Origin of the sequence: Pseudomonas anguilliseptica, assembly GCF_021375795.1 — a bacterium.
Classification (GTDB): domain Bacteria; phylum Pseudomonadota; class Gammaproteobacteria; order Pseudomonadales; family Pseudomonadaceae; genus Aquipseudomonas; species Aquipseudomonas anguilliseptica_A.
In genome coordinates, this window is record NZ_JAEIOI010000004.1 from 130,867 (window position 1) to 150,349 (window position 19,483).

The 19,483-nt window shown below is 62.8% G+C and carries 21 protein-coding genes; 10 read left to right on the top strand and 11 right to left on the bottom strand.

What is annotated here, in order from left to right; all coding sequences use genetic code 11:
• Positions 1-5: 5 nt before the first annotated feature.
• The 4 genes from rlmH to IOD17_RS15320 are packed head-to-tail and all read right to left on the bottom strand — an operon-like array spanning position 6 to position 2,819.
• Positions 6-473 (bottom strand): 23S rRNA (pseudouridine(1915)-N(3))-methyltransferase RlmH, encoded by a 468-nt coding sequence (gene rlmH / locus IOD17_RS15305; protein ID WP_108489361.1) that lies wholly within the window; start codon positions 471-473, stop codon positions 6-8.
• Positions 474-485: 12 nt separating this feature from the next.
• The gene (gene rsfS, locus IOD17_RS15310; protein WP_233686027.1) at positions 486-857 is read right to left on the bottom strand and encodes a ribosome silencing factor; all 372 of its coding nucleotides are present in this window, start codon (positions 855-857) and stop codon (positions 486-488) included.
• A gap of 37 nt (positions 858-894) precedes the next feature.
• Positions 895-1,554: a nicotinate-nucleotide adenylyltransferase gene (nadD, locus tag IOD17_RS15315; RefSeq protein ID WP_233685920.1), complete on the bottom strand. Its 660-nt coding sequence runs from the start codon at positions 1,552-1,554 to the stop codon at positions 895-897.
• A complete protein-coding gene (locus IOD17_RS15320) occupies positions 1,554-2,819 on the bottom strand; it encodes a glutamate-5-semialdehyde dehydrogenase (protein ID WP_233685921.1) in 1,266 nt (421 codons plus the stop codon). The genes nadD and IOD17_RS15320 overlap by 1 nt, the downstream gene beginning before the upstream one ends.
• Positions 2,820-3,083: 264 nt before the next feature.
• Here IOD17_RS15320 and IOD17_RS15325 point away from each other — a divergent pair, with 264 nt between their 5' ends.
• On the top strand, positions 3,084-4,313 hold the full coding sequence (locus IOD17_RS15325; protein WP_233685922.1) for an alpha/beta fold hydrolase: 1,230 nt from the start codon (positions 3,084-3,086) through the stop codon (positions 4,311-4,313).
• Here the strand turns inward: IOD17_RS15325 and IOD17_RS15330 are convergent.
• Positions 4,310-5,164, bottom strand: coding sequence for a class I SAM-dependent methyltransferase (locus tag IOD17_RS15330; protein WP_233685923.1), 855 nt, complete (start codon positions 5,162-5,164; stop codon positions 4,310-4,312). The genes IOD17_RS15325 and IOD17_RS15330 overlap by 4 nt on opposite strands.
• Positions 5,165-5,272: 108 nt before the next feature.
• On the opposite strand from IOD17_RS15330, the gene IOD17_RS15335 reads away from it, so the two are divergent.
• Positions 5,273-5,989 (top strand): DNA-3-methyladenine glycosylase, encoded by a 717-nt coding sequence (locus tag IOD17_RS15335; RefSeq protein WP_233685924.1) that lies wholly within the window; start codon positions 5,273-5,275, stop codon positions 5,987-5,989.
• Positions 5,986-7,302, top strand: coding sequence for a bifunctional DedA family/phosphatase PAP2 family protein (locus IOD17_RS15340; RefSeq protein WP_233685925.1), 1,317 nt, complete (start codon positions 5,986-5,988; stop codon positions 7,300-7,302). Before IOD17_RS15335 ends, IOD17_RS15340 begins: the two co-directional genes overlap by 4 nt.
• On the opposite strand, the gene IOD17_RS15345 is transcribed toward IOD17_RS15340, so the two are convergent.
• Genes IOD17_RS15345 through IOD17_RS15355 form a run of 3 tightly spaced genes read right to left on the bottom strand, consistent with a single transcriptional unit; the run spans position 7,296 to position 8,966 of the window.
• Positions 7,296-7,883: an LON peptidase substrate-binding domain-containing protein gene (locus tag IOD17_RS15345; protein WP_233685926.1), complete on the bottom strand. Its 588-nt coding sequence runs from the start codon at positions 7,881-7,883 to the stop codon at positions 7,296-7,298. The genes IOD17_RS15340 and IOD17_RS15345 overlap by 7 nt on opposite strands.
• A 10-nt stretch (positions 7,884-7,893) precedes the next feature.
• Positions 7,894-8,604: an LrgB family protein gene (locus tag IOD17_RS15350; protein WP_233686028.1), complete on the bottom strand. Its 711-nt coding sequence runs from the start codon at positions 8,602-8,604 to the stop codon at positions 7,894-7,896.
• Between the two features lie 2 nt (positions 8,605-8,606).
• Complete coding sequence (locus tag IOD17_RS15355) at positions 8,607-8,966, bottom strand: CidA/LrgA family protein (RefSeq protein ID WP_233685927.1); 360 nt, start codon at positions 8,964-8,966, stop codon at positions 8,607-8,609.
• 217 nt (positions 8,967-9,183) lie between these two features.
• On the opposite strand from IOD17_RS15355, the gene IOD17_RS15360 reads away from it, so the two are divergent.
• The 7 genes from IOD17_RS15360 to IOD17_RS15390 all read left to right on the top strand — a co-directional run bounded on the left by IOD17_RS15360 (position 9,184) and on the right by IOD17_RS15390 (position 16,995).
• Positions 9,184-9,639 carry a MaoC family dehydratase gene (locus IOD17_RS15360; RefSeq protein ID WP_233685928.1) on the top strand — a complete coding sequence of 152 codons (456 nt, stop codon included), beginning with the start codon at positions 9,184-9,186 and terminating at the stop codon, positions 9,637-9,639.
• Positions 9,640-9,773: 134 nt separating this feature from the next.
• The gene (locus IOD17_RS15365) at positions 9,774-11,501 is read left to right on the top strand and encodes a C13 family peptidase (RefSeq protein WP_233685929.1); all 1,728 of its coding nucleotides are present in this window, start codon (positions 9,774-9,776) and stop codon (positions 11,499-11,501) included.
• A 61-nt stretch (positions 11,502-11,562) separates the two neighbouring features.
• Positions 11,563-12,204, top strand: a complete 642-nt coding sequence (locus IOD17_RS15370; protein WP_233685930.1) for an oxidoreductase — start codon at positions 11,563-11,565, stop codon at positions 12,202-12,204.
• An 18-nt stretch (positions 12,205-12,222) separates the two neighbouring features.
• Entirely contained in the window at positions 12,223-12,561 is a 339-nt protein-coding gene (locus tag IOD17_RS15375) for a DUF5629 family protein (protein WP_233685931.1), read from the top strand.
• Positions 12,562-12,579: 18 nt separating this feature from the next.
• A complete protein-coding gene (locus IOD17_RS15380; protein ID WP_233685932.1) occupies positions 12,580-13,191 on the top strand; it encodes a class I SAM-dependent methyltransferase in 612 nt (203 codons plus the stop codon).
• A 73-nt stretch (positions 13,192-13,264) separates the two neighbouring features.
• Positions 13,265-15,829, top strand: a complete 2,565-nt coding sequence (locus tag IOD17_RS15385; protein WP_233685933.1) for an EAL domain-containing protein — start codon at positions 13,265-13,267, stop codon at positions 15,827-15,829.
• Positions 15,830-16,128: 299 nt separating this feature from the next.
• Entirely contained in the window at positions 16,129-16,995 is an 867-nt protein-coding gene (locus IOD17_RS15390) for an MBL fold metallo-hydrolase (RefSeq protein ID WP_233685934.1), read from the top strand.
• A 2-nt stretch (positions 16,996-16,997) separates the two neighbouring features.
• Here the strand turns inward: IOD17_RS15390 and IOD17_RS15395 are convergent, their stop codons facing one another.
• Genes IOD17_RS15395 through mpl form a run of 3 tightly spaced genes read right to left on the bottom strand, consistent with a single transcriptional unit; the run spans position 16,998 to position 19,275 of the window.
• The gene (locus IOD17_RS15395; protein ID WP_233685935.1) at positions 16,998-17,297 is read right to left on the bottom strand and encodes a YceK/YidQ family lipoprotein; all 300 of its coding nucleotides are present in this window, start codon (positions 17,295-17,297) and stop codon (positions 16,998-17,000) included.
• Positions 17,290-17,922: a flavin prenyltransferase UbiX gene (gene ubiX / locus IOD17_RS15400; protein ID WP_233685936.1), complete on the bottom strand. Its 633-nt coding sequence runs from the start codon at positions 17,920-17,922 to the stop codon at positions 17,290-17,292. Before ubiX ends, IOD17_RS15395 begins: the two co-directional genes overlap by 8 nt.
• Positions 17,923-19,275 (bottom strand): UDP-N-acetylmuramate:L-alanyl-gamma-D-glutamyl-meso-diaminopimelate ligase, encoded by a 1,353-nt coding sequence (gene mpl, locus IOD17_RS15405; protein ID WP_233685937.1) that lies wholly within the window; start codon positions 19,273-19,275, stop codon positions 17,923-17,925.
• Positions 19,276-19,483: the final 208 nt, after the last annotated feature.

Sequence of the window (19,483 nt, forward strand, 5' to 3'; positions counted from 1 at the left end):
GCTGATTATTTGTGATACGGATGACCGGACAACACGGTCCAGGCTCGGTACATCTGTTCGCCGATCAGAATGCGCACCAGCGGATGCGGCAGGGTCAACGGCGACAGCGACCAGCGCTGTTCACTGCGTGCCTGCACCTCAGGCGCCAGCCCTTCCGGGCCGCCGACCATAAGGTTGACCGTGCGGGCATCCAGGCGCCATTTATCCAGTTCAACCGCCAGTTGTTCGGTGCTCCAGGGTCGCCCTTCGACTTCCAGGGTGACGATGCGTTCCCCAGGTTGCACCTTGCTCAGCATGGCCTCGCCCTCCTGGCGGATCATGCGCGCCACATCGGCATTTTTGCCGCGGGTGGTCAGCGGAATCTCCACCAGTTCCAGCGACAGTTCGCTGGGCATCCGTTTGGCATATTCCTGCCAACCGTCTTCAACCCAGCGCGGCATGCGCGACCCCACGGCGATCAACTTGATGCGCACAGCTTGGCGTCCTTATTCCTGCTCAGAACCCGGCTCAGCACTGAACTGCGCACGTGTCTGCTCGGCACCCTGCCACAGGCGCTCAAGGTCGTAGAACTGGCGAGCCGTCGGCAGCATCACGTGCACCACGATGTCGCCGAGGTCGAGCAGTGCCCACTCACCACTGTCCAGGCCTTCGCTGCCCAGCGGACGCACGCCCTGCTCCTTGGCTTTCTCCAGCACGTTGTCGACCAGCGACTTGACGTGACGGCTGGAGGTGCCGCTGGCGATCAGCATGAAGTCAGTGATGCTGGTCTTGCCACGCACATCGATGGTGGTGATGTCCTGGGCCTTGATCTCTTCCAGGGCGGCGACGGCCAGCTTGACCAGCGCTTCGCTCTGCATTTTTGCATTTGTCATAAATAACTCGTTTGCCTCATGTTCAATTCGCGCCACGGTACAGTCCGTGGGCATGGATATAGGCCAGTACCGCGTCGGGCACCAGAAAACGTGCCGACTTTCCGCTCGCCAGCAGCGCGCGGACCTGGGTAGCCGACACCGCCAGGGGTGTCTGCCAGATAAAAGCAATCTGCCCACTCGGCCCGTCCAGCGCCGAAGGGTCACTCACACTGCGTGCCGCCAGCAGATCGCGCAGCGCCTCGGGCGCTTCGCTGTCGGCATCCGGCCGCTGCAACACCAGAATATGGCAGTGCTGCAACAGCTCATCCCAGCGCTGCCAACTGGGCAAACCGCAGAAGGCATCCCAGCCCAACAGCAGAAACAGCTGATCATGCGCTGCCAACTCGCTGCGCAACGACTCCAGCGTGTCGATGCTGTAGGACGGCTTGTCGCGTTGCAGTTCGCGATCATCCACCTGCAGCACATCAGCGTCCGCCACCGCCAGCCGCACCATGGCCAGGCGATCCTCGGCACTGACCTCTGGCGCACTGCGATGCGGCGGCCGCGCACTGGGAATCAGGCGCAGCTCATCGAGTTGCAGCGCCTCGGCGACTTCCACGGCACTGCGCAGATGGCCGATATGCACCGGGTTAAAGGTGCCACCCAGTATCCCGATGCGCCGGGCGCCGGTGTGTCGGTCCATCAGGTGCGGATGTGTCCGTCGCCGAACACCACATACTTCTCGCTGGTCAGGCCTTCCAGACCAACCGGGCCACGGGCGTGCAGCTTATCGGTGGAAATGCCGATTTCCGCGCCCAGGCCGTACTCGAAACCGTCAGCAAAACGGGTCGAGGCATTGACCATCACCGAAGCGGAATCCACCTCGGTGAGGAAGCGCCGCGCATCCGTGAAGTTCTCGGTGATGAGCGCGTCGGTGTGCTTGGAGCCGTACTGATTGATGTGCTCAATGGCGGCATCCAGCGACTCGACAATGCGAATTGCCAGAATCGGCGCGTTGTACTCGGCGTACCAGTCGTCTTCGCTGGCTTCCAGTACGTCGCTGCCGAGCAGCTTACGGGTCGCAGCATCACCACGCAGCTCAACACCTTTGTCACGGTAGATCGCAGCCAGCGGCGGCAGCACCTTGCCCGCCACGGCAGCGTGCACCAGCAGGGTTTCCATGGCGTTGCACGGCGAATAACGCTGGGTCTTGGCGTTGTCGGCAACGCGAATCGCCTTGTCCAGATCAGCGGCGACGTCGATATAGACGTGGCAAACGCCATCCAGGTGCTTGATCACCGGCACCTTGGCATCGCGACTGATGCGTTCGATCAGGCCCTTGCCGCCGCGCGGCACAATCACATCGACGAACTCGGGCATGGTGATCAGCGCACCAACGGCGGCGCGATCAGTAGTTTCCACCACTTGCACGGCACTGGCCGGCAAATCGGCCTCGGCCAACCCCTGCTGGATGCAGCGAGCAATCGCCTGGTTGGAATGGATCGCTTCGGAGCCGCCACGCAAAATGGTCGCGTTGCCGGACTTCAGACACAGGCTGGCGGCGTCGATGGTCACGTTCGGGCGCGACTCGTAGATGATGCCGATCACGCCCAGCGGCACGCGCATCTTGCCAACCTGAATACCCGACGGCAGGTAACGCATGTCACGGATCTCGCCAATCGGATCAGGCAGCGTAGCAACTTGACGCAGGCCTTCGATCATCGAATCGATCACTACCGGGGTCAGCGCCAGACGGTCGACCATGGCTGGCTCCAGGCCGTTGGCGCGGGCGGCGGCCAGGTCCAGCTGGTTGGCGGCGGTCAACTCGGCGCGAGCGGCGTCGAGAGCATTGGCAGCGGCCTGCAAAGCGCGATTCTTCTGCGCGGTGCTGGCGCGGGCGAGCACCCGCGAGGCTTCGCGCGCGGCGCGGCCCAGGCGGGTCATATAGTCGAGCACGGACTCAGTCATGGTCTTGGCAGGTCTGGCGGTTGAAAAAAGTCGCTGAGTATAACGGGCGCGCCGCCTCACGCCCAGCGCTGTGCGGCGGACGGTAAACAGCGCGTTCGCCCCAACCCACGGTAACGCCGCCAGGCCCCAGCCCGCAGGCCACTCTGAGAAACAGTGACACCAGCCCCGCGCTGCCGCCCGAAGGTTAGGTAAACAAAAACCGCCTAAATGTTTACCGTGCACTTGAAAGAAAAACAGGCGGCCGACCGCCGGGGTGGGATCAGCATGCATTACCGTACCGACTACTGCGCTGCACAACTCAACGACGCCCCCCAGGTGCTGCACCTCGGCGAGCTACGCCTGCATTACCAGGCTTACGCCCAGCGCAGCCATGACCCACGCCCGCCGGTACTGATGCTGGGCGGCGCCTTCCAGAGTTTTCGCTCGTTTGCCGCTGAAGTCCGCGAACTGCTCAGCGAACACCCAGTAATCCTGCTCGACCTGCCCAGCCAGGGCAGCAACCTGCAACTGGTGCCCGACCTGAGCCTGGAACAACTGGCCGACCTGATCGCCGACTTTGCCGAGGAACTCGACCTGCCGCCGCTGATGCCCATCGGCCTGTCCTACGGCTCGGCCCTGGCCGCGCTGTTTGCTGCCCGCCACCCGAGCCGCTGTGCCCGCGTGCTGCTGGCCGGGATCACCGCCTTTGGCCGCCCCGGTGCCCGCCTGTTACTGCAAGAAGGCCTGGCGCTGCTGGCTGAAGGGCGCAGCGAAGCCTTTGCTCACGGCGCGCTAACCGGTCTGCTCAACCCACTGCGCCTGGAACAGACTGGAGTCGCGCCGGTATTTCGCAAGGCCTTGCTGCGGCAGATTCAGCGCCTGTCAGCCGCCGACATCGAGCGCTACCGGCAGAACAGTCAGCGTCTGCTGGACTTTCAGGGCTTCCAACAACACCCAAGCTGCCCAACGCTGGTGCTGGCCGGCGAATACGACCACTTCACCCAACCCTGGGAGCATGCTCACTTTGCCGCTGCCTGCGCCCAAGCCAGCTGCGCGCTGATCCACAATGCCGACCACCTGGCCCAGTTCGAACAACGCGACGCCTGCTCCAGTCTGTACAGCCCGTTCCTACGCGGTGAAGCCCTACCAAGCCGCAGCCCGGGCAGCAGCCTGCTGAGCAACCCGCAACTGCTGCAACTGGAAAAACGCCATGAACCACGCCTGCCGCCCAGCCAGCGTCAGGCACGCCTGCAGCATGTCGATGGTGGTGAATGGGTGGTGGACATCAACGAATTGGGCTTCTTCGGCGGACTACTACAAGCCGATCTACCCACCCTTCGCGGTACACGCGGCTGGCAACTGCTGTGCAAGGACCTACCCGCCCAGCCCCTGCTGCCCCTGCGCCAGGACTCAAACGGCTTGGCCTTCGTCTTCCCGCACAGTGATCAGCTTGCCAGCCAGGAACTGGCGACGCAGTTTCAGCTGCAGCCGCTACCGGCAGCCGCCTGCGCTTAAACCCGCGCCTCAATAACCCGCACCAACCCTGCATTGTGAGAGGGCGCCATGCCCAGCGCCTGAGCTGTGCGGCTCGGGTCGAAGACCTCGACCTGGTTAAAACCGCAGCGCTGAAAACCCTGCACAATCGCCTGGTCGTTGCGGTAATGCAGCGGGTAGTTGCCACGGGTCAGCCGGCCAATCAGGCCGACGCCCCAACGCAACTGGCGGTAACGTGGATGCTCACGCAGATCTGGATACAACTCGGTCAGGTAGGTGGCCTGGGGAAACTGGCACAGTTGCTCAGCCAGGCGTGTCCAGAACGACTCGATCAGTTCTAGCTCAAAGTAGTTCACCAGCCCCTCGGTAATCACCACCACGGGCTTGCTGTGATCCAGCTCGGCGAACAGCGCGGCCAGGCTTTTGCCGCCCTCCTCGGCAAGAATATCCACCGCGCGTACCTGATGCTGGCTGCCCAGCCAACCTTCGGCATTGAGCAACAGGCGTTTGCGTGCGGCCATCACCGGCAGATCAGCCTCAACGTAGCGCACATGCGGGTAACGCGAGGTGAAACGACGACCGCGCGGCGACAGACCACAAGCAATTTCCACCACCTGGCACACACCACCCTGCTCAATGGCCGCCGTGAGCTGCGCATCAATCTGCAGGTGGCGCTGCAACAGGAACTGCTCGATATCCAGGCCGAAACCAACCCGCGCGCCCCAGGTAATAGGGCTGAGCAGGCCATGCACAAAACGTCCGAAGCCGGTGGCGAAAGCCGCATCCGCCAGTTGATGGCGATACCAGACATAACCGGTGTAGTGGGCACTGGGGCTGATATGGGCGCTGCTGGCACGGGCACGTTCAGGCATGATTCAGACTCTTATTGTTATGATCACGGCGCCCTCTGTGACACTTGGCTAAGCGTCCAGGACGGCAACAGCCTCAGCCTATGCCCTGCCGAGTAAGCACAACACAGCATGTCAGCCGATCCCAACCTTAGTTTGCCCTGGCCCGAAGGGCGTGCCCTGCCGGCCGGATTCTTCGACCGCGATGCCCGCCAACTGGCTCGCGACCTGCTCGGCAAGGTGATTCGCCATCGCCAGGGCGAGCACTGGCTAAGTGCACGCATTATCGAAACCGAAGCCTATTACCTGAGCGAGAAAGGCAGCCACGCCTCGCTTGGTTATACCCACAAACGCCGGGCGCTGTTTATGGATGGCGGGCACATTTACATGTACTACGCCCGCGGCGGTGACTCGCTGAATTTCAGCGCCCAGGGGCCGGGCAATGCGGTGCTGATCAAGTCTGCCTACCCCTGGCAGGACGCTCGCAGCGGCGCTGCCGCTCTGGCGCAGATGCAACGTAACAACCCGGACGCACAAGGCCGTGCCCGCGCCCTGGACAAGCTGTGCAACGGCCAAACCCAGCTGTGCAAGGCACTGGGCCTGAAAGTGCCGGCCTGGGACGCGCAGCCCTTCGATGAGCAACGCCTGTTTGTCGAAGACCTCGGCGAGCGCCCGCAGCAGATCGTGCAATGCGCGCGCCTGGGCATCCCCCATGGGCGTGACGAGCAGCTGCCGTACCGTTTTGTCGACGCCGCCTTTGCCCGCCACTGCACACGCAACCCATTACGCCGAGGTCAGCAGACCGGCAGCGACTTTCACTTACTTCACCCTGAGGATGACCACCGATGAGTCAGTGGTTCGACAGCTTGACCCTGTGGCTGAGCGCCAACCCCGAATGGCTGGGCCTGGCGATTTTTCTGATCGCCTGTGTCGAATGCCTGGCGATTGCCGGCATCATCGTGCCGGGCACCATTCTGCTGTTTGCCGTGGCTGCACTGGCCGGTAACGGTGCGCTGACATTGTGGGAAACCCTGCTGCTGGCCTACCTCGGTGGTGTACTCGGTGACGCCTTGTCCTATGGCATCGGCCGCTACTTCCACCAGGATATTCGCCGCCTGCCGCTGTTGCGCAGCCATCCACAGTGGTTAAGTTCGGCAGAGGTTTATTTCCAGCGCTATGGCGTCGCCAGCCTGTTGGTCGGTCGTTATATCGGTCCATTGCGGCCGATGCTGCCGATGGTCGCCGGCATGCTGAACATGCCGCTCCCACGCTTTATCGTCGTCAGCCTGCTGGCAGCCGCTGGCTGGGCCATCGCTTATATGCTGCCGGGCTGGGCCACCGGTGCCGCCTTGCGCCTGCCATTGCCGGATGGCTTCTGGCCACAGGCCGGCGCCGTGGCAGCTGGCGTAGCCATCGTGGTTGGCCTGAGCATTCAAGGCAGCATGCGCGGGCAACGGCACGCCAGCCTGCTGGCGGCTGGGGCCTGTCTGGCACTGCTGGTCGGTTTGATGATTAGCTGGCCACAGCTCAGCCAACTGGACCAGGGGCTGCTGACCCTGATACAGGAGCAACGCAGCGCCAGTCTCGACACCCTGATGGTGCTGATCACCCGCCTCGGCGACATGCACACCCAGGTGGCCGCCGCCACTTTGCTGTGCCTGATTCTGCTGATCACCCGGCAATGGCGCACGCTGTGTCTGGCCATCGGTGCCACACTCGGCACGGCGCTGGCCAATGGCACCCTGAAAGCCCTGTTCGCCCGCAGCCGTCCGGATGTGCTGCTGGAGCCGCTGGGCAGTTTCAGCTTCCCCAGCGGCCACAGTTCGGCAGCCTTTGCCTTTTTCCTGCTGCTCGGCCTGCTTGCCGGCCGTGGTCAGCCGCCACGTATGCGCCTGACCTGGCTGTTACTGGCCAGTCTGCCGGCTGCGGCCATTGCCATCTCGCGGGTGTACCTGGGCGTGCACTGGCCCAGCGACATCATTGCCGGGGCCATGCTGGCGGGCTGTTTCTGCGCCCTGAGCCTGGCACTGGTGCAATGGCGCACGCCGCTGCCAGCCCTGTCGGCAAGAGTCTGGTGGTTGTTGCTGCCGGCGATTCTGGCGCTACTGGGCGGCATCGCCACCTGGCAGTTGTCCGCAGGCCTGCTGCTGTACCGCTATTGATGGCCGCCTTGTAGCAGTTCCAGCAACTGCTGCAGCAACTCAAGACGCAGCTCGGCACTTGGCGTGTCGAGTAGTTGCAGCTTCTGCTCACTGTCCAGCGGCAGCAGGTAGGCCAGCTGATTGGCCAACGCCTCCTGGCCTGCCGGCTCGCTTGGCATGCCCAGGGCAGCAACCATCGGGTGAGCACTCAACGCGCCCAGCAGCGCGGCAAGATCGGCATGTTCGTCACGCAAAGGCTGCTCAGAAGCCTCCTCAAACCATTCAACCTCGGCCAGGGTCAGCTGATCAGGCAAGACCTGCGCACGCTGCACGCGAAAACGCCGGCCACCCTCAACCCGAATACCCAGCAAGCCGTTGGGCAGCTGCTGGAAATCACGAATCAGCGCCTCGCAGCCAATCGCCGCAAACAGCCCGGCGGCCGCACCGACTTCCGTGCCTTCAAGGATGCAAACCACGCCAAAACCTTCGCCCTGCTTCATGCAGCGGCTGATCATGTCCAGGTAGCGTGCCTCGAAAATCTGCAAATCCAGCATGCAACCGGGGAACAACACGGTATTGAGCGGAAACAAGGGCAAGGTCACGGTCAACTCCTCACAGCCAGAGCAGGATGGCCAATGGCAACAGCACGGCGGTGAATACCCCCATCAGGCTCATCGCCAGGGCAGAAAACGCACCGCACTCCTCACCTTCCTGCAACGCCCGCGCGGTGCCCACCGCATGCGCCGTCATGCCCAGAGCCATACCCAGCGCAGCGGGGTGCTGTACGCCAAAACGCTTGAGCAACGATGGTCCGACAATCGCGCCGATGATCCCGGTGATCATCACAAATACCGCCGCCAGGGCAGAAATCCCGCCAATCTGATTAGCCACCAGCATGGCAATCGGCGAAGTCACCGATTTCGGCGCCATGCTCATCAGCATGATCTGCTCGGCACCAAAGGCCCAGGCCAGGCTAATACCTAGCACCGTAGCGACCACACCAGCCACCAGCAGGGTAATCAGGGTCGGCCAGAACAGCTGGCGGATGCGTCGCAGATTGAGGAACAACGGCACCGCCAGCGCCACCGTAGTCGGCCCGAGGAACAGCGTCAGCGCCGCCGCGCTGTCGCGGTATTCCGCAAAGGTCAGGCCGCAGGCCAGGAGAATGCCGATTACCGCGAGCATCGACACCAGCACCGGCTGCAAAAATACCCAGCGGGTTTTCTCGTAGGCGGCAATCGCCAGTTGATAGGCCCCAAGGGTGATGCCCACGCCAAACAACGGGTGATGAATCAGCGCTTGCCAGGCGGCGTGCCATTCCAGATTCATGCACCCTCCCGGCGTTGCTGGCGGTCGATCAGCTTCTGCATCAGCCAGCCGGCAAACACGATCGAAATCAGCAGCGACAACAGCAGCGCACCGGCAATCGCCCAGAAATCGGCAAAGATATCCTCGGCATAGGCCATCACTCCTACCGCAGGCGGTACCAGCAGCAACGGCAGGTATTTCAGCAGGCTGCCAGAGGCTTGCTGCAACGGCTCGCCCACCTCACCACGCAACAGCAGAAAGCCGAACAACAGCAACATGCCGATGATCGGGCCCGGCAGAATCGGGATCAGCAGGACGTTCAGCGCAGTGCCGAGCAACTGGCACAGCACCAGCCAGGAAAGGCCGCGTAGCAGCATGATGGGTAATCTCCGAATCGTATGATCCCAGTCGCAATGCTGCGCATTATAAGCAGAAGCGCCCGGCAACGGCCGGTTTACAGCGGTTGCGCCAGGATTGCGGCGACAGCAACAGCCGGCCATCAAGCACTTGACCCTGCGGCAAACCCATGATGATCTTAGGGCAGAAGGATTTACGCCCGAAAAAAAACAACACTTGCGTCTTCAAGGAGAAACCATGACATCAGTACCCGCCGCCGAATTGTCCAGCTACGTCGGTAAGGAACTCGGCCGTTCCGACTGGCTGACCATCGACCAGGAACGCATCAACCAGTTCGCTGAGTGCACCGGCGACCACCAGTTCATCCACGTCGACCCGGAAAAAGCCAAACTTACCCCGTTTGGCAGCACCATCGCCCACGGTTTCCTCTCGCTGTCGCTGGTGCCCAAGCTGATGGAAGGCATCATGATCATGCCCAAGGGCTTGAAGATGGCCGTCAACTATGGCCTGGACAGCGTGCGTTTTATCCAGCCGGTGAAAGTCAACTCCAAGGTGCGCCTGGTCGTCACCCTGACCGATGCCACCGAAAAAAACCCTGGCCAGTGGCTGCTCAAGGCCAAGGTCGTACTGGAAATCGAAGGCTCGGAAAAACCGGCCTACATCGCTGAACCGCTGACGCTCTGCTTCGTCTGATCGCAGCCCGCAGTCCGAGGCGCACAGGTGCAGGCTTGTGCGCCTTTTTTATGGCGCGTTCAGCGCGCTCTATCACGGCATGCCAGGCAGTTTAAGGCATACTCGGCAACGTCCTTCCGGTGTGGATTTTCTGCATGCATCCTCTGATCCGTCTGGCTCCACTGAGCCTCGCCCTGTTGCTGGTCGCCTGTGGCGATGGCGAACCCTTGCTGCCAGCCAATGCCGTATTGCCTGACGGCGGGCGCTACCGCGGCGAGGTGGTAGACGGCCTGCTGCAAGGCCCTGGCCGCCTGGATTACAGCGACGGCAGCTACTACGCCGGGCAGTTCAAAGACGGGCAGTTCAATGGCTCCGGTGAATGGCACAGCAAACACGGTGAAACCTATACCGGCGAATTCCAGAACGGCGACTTCCATGGTCAAGGCAGCCTGAGCTACAGCGATGGCAGCCGCTACGAAGGCGGTTTTGCCAATGGCACGCCCAACGGCGAAGGCCACCTGCAGAGCCAGGATATGGAATACCGAGGCGAATTCAAAAAAGGCCAATATCACGGTCTGGGCAAACTGCAATGGCGCGACGGCAGCAGCTTTCAGGGGCAGTTCCGCAAGGGCGAGCCGCACGGCCAGGGCGTGATGATCGACGGCGAAGGCAACGAGTACGTCGGTACCTTCAAGGACAGCCAACTGAATGGCCAGGGCAGTTTCAAGAATGCCGACGGCGACCTCTACAGCGGCCAATTCCGCGACAACCAATTCCACGGCAAGGGCCGCTACCAAAGTGCCGACGGCGAAGTCTGGAGCGGGCGCTTCGAGGACGGCAACCTGACCGGCAAAGGCGAGTTCAAGGGCAGCGACGGCAGCCATTACCTCGGCCAGTTCAGTGACTGGCGCTACCACGGCGAAGGCCGTCTGAGCCTCACCGACGGCAGCGTCTATCAAGGCCACTTTGCCTATGGCCAATACCACGGCAACGGCAGCCTGACCCTGACCGATGGCAGCCAACAAAGTGGCACCTGGCAACGCGGCCGGCTGATTCGCGATGCCCAGGGCAAGGCCATCCCCGACAGCCTGGCTAGCGGGCTGCTGGAACAAGGCCGCCTGCTCGATGCGGCGATTGCCAAACTACCCGCCTCGACCCCGGCCATCGAACTCTACGCCCTGACCCTGGCCGGTGATGGCAAGCAGAGCGTATTTATGCGCGAGGCCGACTACGTCGGCGACCTGTTGCAGGAACGCTTTGCCGCCCACGGCCGCATCACCCTGGTCAACCACCGCGACCACCTGGCGGACCGCCCGCTGGCCACCAGCGCCAGCCTGGGCCGCAGCATTCAGGCCCTGGCCGAACGCAGCGGCAAGGAAGACCTGATCTTTATCTACCTGACCAGCCACGGTTCCGCCCAGCACGAACTGAACCTCGACCAGCCGCGCCTGCAACTCGACGACCTGCCCGCCGACGAACTCGCCGCACTGCTCGCCCCACTCAAGGATCGCCACAAGGTGCTGGTGATCTCGGCTTGCTACTCCGGCGGTTTTATCCCCAAGCTGAAGGACGAGAAAACCCTGGTGATCACCGCTGCACGGGCGGATCGGGTGTCCTTTGGTTGTTCCGAGGAAAACGATTTCACCTACTTCGGCCGCGCGCTGTTTGCCGAGGCCCTGCAACAAACCGACGACCTCCAGCGAGCCTTCGACCTGGCCAAGGCCAGCGTTGCCGCACGCGAAGAGACCGACGGTTTCGAGCCTTCCGAACCGCAGATCTGGCCTGCCAAGGCGGTGCTCGCCCAGTGGCGCAAGCTGCGCGAACAGCAGGCCGAGCGTGCGCTGAACAATGCACTTGAGGCGCAACCCGTGGTCAACCCCTAACAACCCTGCGCGCACTCAACCGCCTGTTAAGCTGATAGATATCAGCGGAGAACCTCAAACCATGTATTTGACGCCCCAGCACATCCTTCTCGCAGGCGCCACCGGACTGACCGGCGAACACCTGCTGGACCGCCTGCTGAACGAGCCAACGGTCGCTCGCGTACTGGCACCCAGCCGCCGCCCGCTGGCCACCCACGCGCACCTGGAAAACCCGCAAGGCGAACTGCTGGCCCTGCTGCCGCAACTGAGCGGCAAGGTCGACACGGCCTTCTGCTGCCTGGGCAGCACAATCAAACAAGCCGGCTCGCAGGAAGCCTTTCGTGCCATTGATCATGATCTGGTGCTGGCTTTTGCCGAACGCGCCCGTGCCCTCGGCGCACGCCACCTGCTGGTGATCAGCGCCCTCGGTGCAGATGCCAACTCCACGGTGTTCTACAACAAGGTCAAAGGCGAAATGGAGCAGGCCCTGCGCGCGCAGGGTTGGCCGCAGCTAACCATCGTGCGACCATCGCTGCTGCTGGGCTCACGCCAGGAGTTCCGCCTGGGCGAACGCCTGGCCGCCCCGTTCATGCGCTGGCTGCCAGGTAAATACCGTGGCATCGAAGCCACCGTGCTGGCCCGCGCCCTGTGGCGCCTGGCCCTGGAAGAAGACGCCGGCACCCGGGTCATCGAATCCGATCAATTGCGCCGTCTTGGCCGCTAACCACTGAGGCCATAGCCCATGAGCAGCACCCCGCACGACCTGATCAGCGCCCTGAGCGGCGCCGACATGCTGGAAATCGACGACCTGCATGCCTGGCAATTTCACCTCGATGGTGAGCAACTGGCCCAGCACCAGGCCGGCAGCGCCCCCACTGGCGACGCCCCCCTGCTGAGCATCGAATGCATGGACGGTCGTGCCCTGCGCAAATGGCATTTCAGCCTGGCTCAGGTGTTGGCTGCGCGCTTTGATGGCGAAGCCGATGCCTGGCGCATCAGCGGCCCTACCGACACGCATCTGATCAAGTGTTTTGCCGCGATCAGCGGTGACAACAGTGATCTGCCGGACGACGCCGAATAACCCTGCCGAGGGCACCCTGTGGGCCTGTATGACCGCTACCTGCTGCCACATCTGATCGACTTCGCCTGCGGCATGGGCGCGGTGATGAAAGCCCGCTCACAGCTGGTGCCCCAGGCCCATGGCCGGGTGCTGGAAATCGGCATTGGCAGCGGCCTCAACCTGGCGTTTTACGATGCCAGTAAAGTCAGCACCATTGTCGGCGTAGACCCCAGTGCCGATATGCAGAAACTGGCCAAACAGCGCGCGGCCGCCATCAGCATTCCCGTGCAGATGATTGCCCTGGAACTGGGCCAGATCCAGGCTGAGGACGCCAGTTTCGACAGCATTGTCTGCACCTTTACCCTGTGCACCATTCCTGACGCCGTTGCAGCACTGAAAGAGATGCGTCGCGTACTCAAGCCCGGCGGGCGTTTGCTGTTCTGCGAACATGGCCTGGCACCGGAGCTACCCGTGCTGCGCTGGCAGAACCGCCTGACCCCACTGTGGAAGCCACTGGCCGGCGGCTGCCACCTCAACCGCGACATTCGCGCCCTGATCGAAGCCGGCGGCTTTCACATTGGCGAGCTGCACAACCGCTACCTCAAAGGCCCTCGGCCGATGACCTATATCTACCAAGGCTGGGCCAACTGACGCAGCCAACTGCCAGCACCTGCCGCAGATTCTGACTATTGTTAGGACACCCCCGCAGAGAATCAGCCCGCCCATGCAGCGACTGTTATTGCGCCACCTTGCCCCTCTGTTGCTGACCGGGCTGATCACCTGTTCGGTAGTCGAGGCTCAGCCACGCCAGGTGACTGTTGGTGTCTACGCCAACGAGCCGAAAATCCTCCTGGGCCAGGATGGCAAGCTGTCGGGGATATTCGGTGAACTGCTCAACGAGATCGCCCGCCAGGAGGACTGGCAGCTGCTGCCGCAACCCTGCGAATGGCAGCAGTGCCTGGAGCGCACGCAGCGTGGCGAGATCGACCTGCTGCCGGATGTCGCCTACAACGACAGCCGCGCTCAGGTGCTGGACTTCCACAAGCAACCGGCACTGTTCAGCTGGTCGCAGCTGTACAGCAGTGAAAACCTCCACCTCAAATCGATCCTCGACCTACACGGCATGCGCATAGCCGTGTTGCAGGGCTCGGTGCAGGAGCAGTATCTGCAGAGCCTGCTCGACAGTTTCGGCCTGAAAGCCGAGTTGCTCGGTGTGCAAAGCCTGCCGCAGGGCTTCGAGCTGGTGGCCTCAGGGCAGGCCGATGCGGCAGTGGCCAACCAGCGTTTTGGCGACTTCCATGCCCCGCACTACCACCTGAAAAGCTCCTCGATCATGTTCCAGCCGGCGCAGTTGTTCTTCGCCACCCGCAAGGGCCAGAACGCCGATTTGCTGAGCACCATAGACCGCTATCTCAAGGCCTGGCAGAACTCGCCATCGTCGGTCTACTACCAGAGCCTGCAACGCTGGGGGGGCGAGCGACCCAAGGTGCTGATCCCCACAGCCGTCTGGTGGGGCCTGGCCACTCTGGCCCTGCTGCTGGCCATTGCCCTTGGCGGAGCACTGCTGCTACGCCGCCAGGTACGTGAGAAGACCCAGCACCTGCAAGCCAGCGAACAACGCCTGAACACCATCCTCGACAGTGTCGAAGCCTACATTTACATCAAGGATGCGCAGTTGCGTTACCAGTACGCCAACCGCAAAGTCTGCGAGCTGTTCGGCCTACCCCTTGAGCAGGTCATCGGCAAAACCGACGACCAGTTCTTCGACCTCGACACCGCGACCAACCTGCATGAAAACGACCGCCGCGTGCTCAAACTCGGCGAGCGAGTACAGACCGAAGAAATAAATCGCAGCCTGACCGGTGAAACCGATCTGGCCTTCCTCTCGACCAAGCTGCCGCTGCGCGACAGTCGTGGCGAAATCTACGCCCTGTGTGGCATTTCCACCGACATCAGCGAGCACAAGAAGAACCTGGAGAAGATCAACCAGCTGGCCTTCTACGACCCGCTGACCGGCCTGCCCAACCGGCGCCTGCTGCTCGATCGCCTGCAACAGGCCCTGGCCAAGCATGCACGCGGCCTGCAACAGGGTGCGCTGCTGTTTATCGACCTGGACAACTTCAAGGACCTCAACGACACCCTCGGCCACGACATGGGCGACCAGTTGCTGCAACAGGTCGCCCAGCGCCTGAGCAGCCATGTACGCGCCCAGGACACCCTGGCCCGCCTGGGCGGCGATGAATTCGTGTTGATGCTCGAAGGTCTGAGCCTGCACCCGGCACAGGCCGTCAGCCAGGTCGAGCATGTCGGCAACAAGATCGTCGCCGCTCTTTCGGCGCCCTACAGCCTGCTTGAGCGTAACCACAGCAGCACCGCCAGTGTCGGCATCGCCCTGTTCCCCAACGACCGCAGCACAGTGGACGAAGTGCTCAAGCGGGCGGATATGGCCATGTATCAGGCCAAGGCGGCCGGGCGTAATGCCATGCGTTTCTTCGACCCGCAGATGCAGGCCGAAGTCAGCGCCCGCGCCAGCCTGGAATTCGACCTGCGCCAGAGCTTGGCCGAGCGCCGGTTTATCCTGCATTACCAGCCACAGATGGACGCCCAGGGACAGTTGATCGGCGCCGAAGCCCTAGTGCGCTGGCAACACCCAACGCGCGGCATGGTGCCACCGGCAGAGTTCATCCCCCTGGCGGAAAGCAGCGGACTGATTCTGCACCTCGGCCGGCTGATTTTGTACAGCGCTTGCGAGCAGCTGGTGATCTGGGCTCAGGATCCGCAATTGCAGCAACTGACCCTGGCAGTCAACGTCAGCGCGCGGCAGTTCCACCACCCCGATTTTGTTGCCGACGTTTGCGCGGCCCTGGCCGAAAGCGGCGCCGACCCACGCCGCCTGGAACTGGAGCTGACGGAAAGCCAGCTGGTGGAGGATGTGGAAAACCTGATCAGCAAGATGAGCCAGCTCAAGGCTCAAGGCATTCAACTGGCGCTGGACGACTTCGGCGCCGGCTACTCGTCACTGAACTACCTCAAGCGCCTGCCGCTGGACCAGCTGAAAATCGACCAGTCTTTCGTCCGCGACCTGCTCGAACACCCCAGCGACGCCGCCATCGTGCGCACCATCCTGGCCCTGGGCGACAACCTCGGCCTGAGTGTCACCGCCGAAGGGGTGGAAACCCAGGCGCAGTATGAAGCACTGCAACGCATGGGCTGCCGGCGCTTTCAGGGCTACCTGTTCGCCAAGCCGGGACCGGCCTCGGCCCTGACACAGTGGCAGGCCAAGGGCTGATGCTCAGCGGCTGGTTGAGTTGGCCTTAACGTCTTGAGCCGTAATCACGCCCCACACCAAGCACCGTAGTGTTCCGTAAACAGCTCCTTATCGGTGCAGGCCAGGGTATAGCTCTGGCCATCTAACGCTGAAACAATCGTCACCTTAAAGTAAGACGGATCGCGCCTCAGCGATCCACCAAGCCACACCCGGCGGGTATCAACAACCTCACCAGCCCTTCGTCCAATGGCCTGATTCACCCGTATGGATCAGGCTTGATCGATCACCGTGCGATCCCCGACAAGAACCAGAGAATCCCCATGCGAACCCTGACCACCCTGACCGGCAACAGCCAAAAACTCGATGGCGGCGCGATGTTTGGCAACGCGCCCAAAGCCCTCTGGCAACGCTGGATGACGCCGGATGAGCTGAACCGTATCGACCTCGGTTGCCGCGCCCTGCTGGTGCAAGAAGAGACGCGCAACATCCTCATCGAAACCGGCATCGGTGCCTTCTTCAGCCCTGATCTGAAAGAGCGCTTCGGCGTGCAGGAAGACCGCCACGTGCTGCTCGACAGCCTGGCCGCTGTGGGTCTGAGTGATGCCGACATCGACATCGTGGTGCTCACCCACCTGCACTTTGACCACGCCGGCGGCTTGCTCGCCGCGTGGGAGGAAGGCCAGCCGGCGCGCTTGCTGTTCCCCAACGCGCAGTTCATCACTGGTCGCCGTCAGTGGCAGCGCGCCTGCCAGCCGCACGCCCGCGACCGCGCTTCCTACATCCCTGAGCTGATGACGTTGCTGGAAGGCAGTGGCCGCCTGCAGCTGATCGACGAAACCGAGCACTGCGAGCTGCTTGGCGCGGACTGGCGTTTGCATTGGAGCGATGGTCATACGCCTGGCCAACTGCTGCCGGAAGTGGCCATGCCAGAGGGGCCGGTGGTGTTCCCCGGCGACCTGATCCCTGGCGCGCCCTGGGTGCACCTGCCCATCACCATGGGCTACGACCGTTTCCCTGAAGGCCTGATCGAAGAGAAAGAAGCCCTGCTCGCCGACCTCTTCAACCGCAACGGCCGCCTGGTGTTCACCCACGACCCCGCCACCGCCATGGGCCGCATCAGCCGTGATGAGAAAGGTCGCTATAGCTTGCAGCAGGCCGCCGAGCAGGTGTGCCGACTGGCCGGTTAGGACTACAACCCGCCGCTGACGCCCAGATTAAGGCCGATGGCAGTGGCCAGGGACAGTGGCAGCAACAGGGTATCGAGCAACGCGCTGACCGGCAGATCGGCCGCCGGGTAGGCCGGTGCCTCGGCGCCGAAACGGTCAGTGGCGCAGCAACCGCCTTGCAGCGCATACAGGTTCAGCCGCGTACCTGCATACACCACCGGAGCCTCTGGCTTGGCGGCATCCAGGGTGCGCACCGTGGCGCAGCCGCTGAGGGTCAGGCTCAGCAGCAGGCAGACGACCGCGCGGGCCAGTAGCTTATTCATCCGGGGTGATCTGGTGGTGCTCACCCCAGCGCGGCAGCATGTCCTGCGGGATGTTTAGGCAGTTGAGGATGCGCGCCACGACGAAATCGATCAGGTCATCGATGGTTTGCGGCTGGTGATAAAAGCCTGGAGCGGCCGGCAGGATGGTTGCGCCCATGTTCGACAGCTTGAGCATGTTCTCCAGATGGATGCTGGAGAATGGTGCCTCGCGCGGCACCAGAATCAGCTGACGGCGCTCCTTCAAGGCCACATCGGCGGCGCGCTCGATCAGGTTGTTGCAGGCCCCGGTGGCAATCGCTGACAACGTACCAGTGCTGCACGGCACCACCACCATCGCCGAAGGCGCACCGGAGCCGGAGGCCACCGGCGCCATCCAGTCTTCCTTGCCGTACACGCGAATCTGCCCCGGCGCGGCGCCGGTGTACTCGCTCAGGAACGCCTGCATGGCCTGCGGCTTGCTCGGCAGGCTGACATCGGTTTCCGTGGCCATCACCAGATGCGCGGCCTTGGAAATCAGAAAGTGCACCTCACGGTCTTCCCGCACCAGGCAGTCGAGCAGGCGCAGGCCATACTGCGCACCGGATGCGCCGGTCATAGCCAGAGTGACGCGTTCAGGTCCGGACATTTAACCCTCCAGGGCCGCCGCCAGCTTGCCGTGCAAACCGCCGAAGCCGCCGTTGCTCATTACTACCACCTGGGTGCCGGGTGCGGCTTCGGCCTTTACCCCAGCGATGATCGCTTCCAGGGAATCGCAGACCTGAGTCGGCACAGTCGAGGTGGCCACGGTGCCGGCCAGATCCCAACCGAGATTCGGCGGCGCGTACCAGTACACCGAGTCCGCCTGCACCACGGATTCCGGCAGACCATCACGGTGCGCGCCAAGCTTCATCGAGTTGGAGCGCGGCTCGACGATGGCGATCAGCTTGGCGTCGCCGATGCGTTTGCGCAGGCCATCAAGGGTGGTGGCAATCGCCGTCGGGTGGTGGGCGAAATCATCGAAGATGGTCACGCCGTTGACTTCGGCAACCTTCTCCATACGCCGCTTGGCGTTGATAAAGCCGCACAGCGCAGCGATACCCAGCTCTGGCACCACGCCGACATGCCGCGCCGCCGCCAGCACGGCCAAGGCGTTGGCGACGTTGTGTTGGCCGGTCAGTTGCCAGTCCACTGTGCCGGCAACCTTGCCGTCGAAACTCACCTCGAAGCGCGAACCGTCAGCGCTGAGCAGGCGCGCCTGCCATTGGCCGCCTTCGCCGGTGGTCTGTACCGGAGTCCAGCAACCCATCTCGATTACCCGCTTAAGCGCAGGCTCGGTGGTCGGATGAATGATCAGGCCATCACCCGGAATGGTGCGTACCAGATGGTGGAACTGCCGCTCGATGGCCGCCAGATCCGGGAAGATGTCCGCGTGATCGAACTCCAGGTTATTCAGAATCGCGGTGCGCGGGCGGTAGTGCACGAACTTGCTGCGCTTGTCGAAGAAGGCGCTGTCGTACTCGTCGGCTTCCACCACAAAGAACGGCGTACCGCCCAAACGCGCGGAAATGCCGAAGTTCTGCGGCACGCCGCCAATCAGAAAGCCCGGGCTCATACCGGCATGCTCAAGCACCCAGGCGAGCATGCTGGAGCTGCTGGTCTTGCCGTGGGTGCCGGCCACGGCCATGACCCAGCGGCCCTGCAACACATGATCGGCCAGCCACTGCGGGCCGCTCACGTAAGGCAGCCCCTTGTTCAGAACATATTCCACCGCCGGATTGCCGCGCGACAGGGCGTTGCCGACCACCACCAAGTCCGGTGCAGGGTCGAGTTGGGCGGCGTCATAGCCCTGAGTCAGTTCGATACCCTGAGCTTCCAACTGGGTGCTCATAGGCGGGTAAACGTTGGCGTCGGAGCCGGTCACGCGGTGGCCGAGTTCCTTGGCCAGCACGGCCAGCGAGCCCATAAAAGTGCCGCAGATGCCGAGAATATGGATATGCATGATTTACCTTGAGGCGTCCTGAACAAACGGTGAAGAGGCGCGATAAAAACTGGCCGCAGATTAGCACAGCGCCGCCGCGCAACAGAGGCTGGCCGACACTTCTGGAGCACGCTGACACCTCAGCGCCGACAACCATAACCGACATCGACCTGTCACCGTGCGTCACAGGTCTAGACCAGCCGCATGATTGGCACAGCGGTTGCTGACC